Genomic DNA, 3780 nt, shown 5'->3' on the forward strand with positions numbered 1-3780 from the left:
CCGAATGAAAGCCTGTCCTCAGCATAATACCGGGAAGGAGGGAGTGACCATCTCATTAAATAAAGCACGCTAAGCCGTAAGTAAGCGTGCTCCTGTGAAAGCCACAGCTAAAACTGCGTAGTACACATAGAGGTATTTTTTTCTAGATTTATATCGAATTTCGTTATCGAATTTCGCTTATTATTGATCAACTCGTTGCAGATCATGAAGGCGAAAGTATGACGAATAACCCTACCGATGACAGCAGACCATGGTCGGTCTTTCTTATTTTTCTGCGGCTTGGATTGACATCTTTTGGCGGCCCCATTGCGCACTTGGGCTACTTCCGCGCCGAATTTGTCACACGGCGGCGCTGGCTCTCCGAACGGAGCTATGCTGACTTGGTCGCGCTTTGTCAGTTCTTGCCAGGGCCTGCAAGCAGCCAGGTCGGCATAGCGGTAGGACTGTCTCGGGCTGGATACAGCGGGGCGCTGGCTGCTTGGGCTGGCTTCACGCTGCCGTCTGCCATAGCCTTGATCCTTTTTGCGCTCGGCATCTCCAGCTATGGCGATTACGTCTCGCAGGGCGCGTTGCATGGCTTAAAAGTGGTGGCTGTGGCCGTGGTCGCTCAAGCAGTATGGGGCATGGCGCGTAACCTATGCACGGATGGGCTGCGAGTCACCATCATGGCAATTGCTACCTGCGTCGTTTTACTTGTGCCGTCCGCGTGGGGACAGGTTGGCGTGATTGCTATCGCAGGCATCGCAGGCCGGTTATTGTTCAAGCCAGCGAAAGTTGTTGAGCATGACCCCCTACCTATCACGGTCAGTCACCGGGCCGGCGTGCTTTGGCTCTCGCTGTTCTTTGTCTTGCTGATTGGCCTGCCGGTGTTGGCCGAACTGATGCCAAGTCAAACCATGGCAATGGTGGATTCCTTCTATCGTGTCGGATCACTGGTGTTCGGCGGTGGTCACGTTGTGCTGCCATTACTGCAAGCCGAAGTGGTGCCCTCCGGCTGGGTCAACAATGAATCCTTTCTCGCGGGGTACGGGGCAGCTCAAGCGGTGCCCGGCCCTTTGTTCACGTTCGCCGCGTTTCTTGGTGCCTCGATGAACACCGCCCCGTCGGGCTGGATCGGCGGCATTGTGTGTCTGCTGGCTATCTTCGCGCCCTCGTTCTTGCTGGTCGTCGGATCAATGCCATTTTGGGAGCGTTTGCGCCGCAATACAGGCATCCAAGCTGCGCTGGCCGGGATCAATGCCGCTGTAGTCGGCTTGCTGCTGGCCGCGCTGTATCAGCCTGTATGGACTAGCGCCATCTTTCAGCCGCAAGACTTCGGCTTGGCATTAGTTGCCCTTGTCGCACTTATGTTCTGGAAGCTCCCGCCGTGGCTGGTTGTCCTCGGTAGCGGTGCAGCTGGGTGGCTGTTGAGCGTCGCTCTGTGAGGCACAAAAAATGACTGACAAAGACCTCTACGGCGGTTTGATCCGCCTGCACATCCTTCACCATGCAGCCGAGGAACCTGTCTTTGGGCTGGGGATCATCGAAGAGCTACGCCGACACGGCTACGAGATGAGCGCTGGCACCGTGTACCCGATGCTGCACGGCCTGGAAAAAAAAGGCTATCTGACCTCACGCCACGAACGCACCGGGCGACGTGAACGGCGTGTTTATGACATCACTGAACAAGGCAGAACTGCACTTGCTGATGCGAAAACAAAGGTCAAGGAGCTGTTCGGAGAGTTGGTAGAAGGTGGTTGAGTTTTTGCTTCTATGTCAGGTTGAGCTATACCCTAACTGGATTGTCATTTTCAGAAGACGACTGCACCAGTTGATTGGGCGTAATGGCTGTTGTGCAGCCAGCTCCTGACAGTTCAATATCAGAAGTGATCTGCACCAATCTCGACTATGCTCAATACTCGTGTGGGCTCTGTTGCAAAAATCGTGAAGCTTGAGCATGCTTGGCGGAGATTGGACGGACGGAACGATGACGGATTTCAAGTGGCGCCATTTCCAGGGTGATGTGATCCTGTGGGCGGTGCGCTGGTATTGTCGCTATCCGATCAGCTATCGCGACCTTGAGGAAATGCTGGCGGAACGCGGCATTTCGGTCGACCATACGACGATCTATCGCTGGGTCCAGTGCTACGCCCCGGAGATGGAGAAGCGGCTGCGCTGGTTCTGGCGGCGTGGCTTTGATCCGAGCTGGCGCCTGGATGAAACCTACGTCAAGGTGCGGGGCAAGTGGACCTACCTGTACCGGGCAGTCGACAAGCGGGGCGACACGATCGATTTCTACCTGTCGCCGACCCGCAGCGCCAAGGCAGCGAAGCGGTTCCTGGGCAAGGCCCTGCGAGGCCTGAAGCACTGGGAAAAGCCTGCCACGCTCAATACCGACAAAGCGCCGAGCTATGGTGCAGCGATCACCGAATTGAAGCGCGAAGGAAAGCTGGACCGGGAGACGGCCCACCGGCAGGTGAAGTATCTCAATAACGTGATCGAGGCCGATCACGGAAAGCTCAAGATACTGATCAAGCCGGTGCGCGGTTTCAAATCGATCCCCACGGCCTATGCCACGATCAAGGGATTCGAAGTCATGCGAGCCCTGCGCAAAGGACAGGCTCGCCCCTGGTGCCTGCAGCCCGGCATCAGGGGCGAGGTGCGCCTTGTGGAGAGAGCTTTTGGCATTGGGCCCTCGGCGCTGACGGAGGCCATGGGCATGCTCAACCACCATTTCGCAGCAGCCGCCTGATCGGCGCAGAGCGACAGCCTACCTCTGACTGCCGCCAATCTTTGCAACAGAGCCCGCCGTGCTAGTCTGCTCGGTGATGGTGGAGTGAAGCCAACCCGCAATCGGGTTATGAATCTGCATCGCGATTCGCAATCAGCTGTCTCTTGAGCATGTCGAACTCCTGCGATGTTATCTCGCCGTGCTCGTGCTGCTACACCAACTTGTCCAACTCATCCGCCACACCGCTCCCCACCACCTGCGATGGCCAGGTTGTTTGCTGGGCGCATTGGCGGAGTATCGTCTCGACCCGGGACACCCACACCGGCACAACCTTACGGGAGTGATTCACTGTCAAAGAATCGGCCCGGTGCTCTGACGCAAGTATCGGGATGGTCACCATTTGTAAGCCGTAGACCTGAGTGGTGATCAAGACTTCGATACCACCGACCGTACCGGTACTAATCGACGACGGTCGTGTTCGTCGCCTGCCGCAGGGACTCTGCACACCTCCGTTTACGCATGTGCCTGGAGGAGTTGGAAATCGTCGTGTTCGGGAAACATTAAACACAGGATGGCAGCGATCTGAGCCAGCACATGATCAGCTAGCTCACCATCCGGATCGACGGCCCACTGCATCGTCGCGCCAGCGATGACCGAGTGCAGGAGCAACTCAGCTGCCGCAGGAGCACCTGGGGGCAGTCGCTTGCGGATCCCCTCCACCACCGCGCGGTTCCGCTGGATCGCAAGCGTGCGTAGCTCCGGCACCTGGAGCTCGTACCAGGAGATGAGATAGTTCACCGAGAAGTCGTTGCGAGTGTTCATGCTCCGAACGAGCACCTGCAAAAATTCCCAGAGCCCTTGCGGCCCTGCGCCTATCGGTATCGCATTCAGGTAATGCCGCACCTGCTCGACGCCGCGCTCCATCATCCTCACCAGCAGCGTATCGCGGTTGGTGAAGCGCTGGATTAACGCTGCGCGGGAGAGCCCCACCTCCTTGGGGTCGGTTCCGGCTGAGGGCGAAATGACACCCTAAGCTTTCGGTTCCTTGGGCCAAAGATATTCGCCAGTCA

The 3780-nt window shown here is 57.4% G+C and carries 3 protein-coding genes and 1 pseudogene; 3 read left to right on the forward strand and 1 reads right to left on the reverse strand.

What is annotated here, in order from left to right; genetic code table 11:
- The first annotated feature begins 218 nt into the window (after positions 1-218).
- The 3 genes from chrA to GF617_RS26490 all read left to right on the forward strand — a co-directional run bounded on the left by chrA (position 219) and on the right by GF617_RS26490 (position 2731).
- Positions 219-1424, forward strand: coding sequence for a chromate efflux transporter (gene chrA, locus GF617_RS26475; protein ID WP_000184001.1), 1206 nt, complete (start codon positions 219-221; stop codon positions 1422-1424).
- A gap of 10 nt (positions 1425-1434) precedes the next feature.
- Positions 1435-1740, forward strand: coding sequence for a PadR family transcriptional regulator (locus tag GF617_RS26480; protein ID WP_000130000.1), 306 nt, complete (start codon positions 1435-1437; stop codon positions 1738-1740).
- 226 nt (positions 1741-1966) lie between these two features.
- Positions 1967-2731: an IS6-like element IS6100 family transposase gene (locus GF617_RS26490; RefSeq protein ID WP_001389365.1), complete on the forward strand. Its 765-nt coding sequence runs from the start codon at positions 1967-1969 to the stop codon at positions 2729-2731.
- Positions 2732-3223: 492 nt separating this feature from the next.
- Here GF617_RS26490 and mphR(A) read toward each other — a convergent pair.
- A pseudogene (mphR(A), locus tag GF617_RS26495) lies at positions 3224-3706 on the reverse strand (macrolide-binding transcriptional repressor MphR(A)); the annotation flags it as partial.
- Positions 3707-3780: the final 74 nt, after the last annotated feature.

This window comes from Lelliottia sp. RWM.1, from assembly GCF_016859735.1.
In the GTDB taxonomy this organism is placed as follows: domain Bacteria; phylum Pseudomonadota; class Gammaproteobacteria; order Enterobacterales; family Enterobacteriaceae; genus Enterobacter.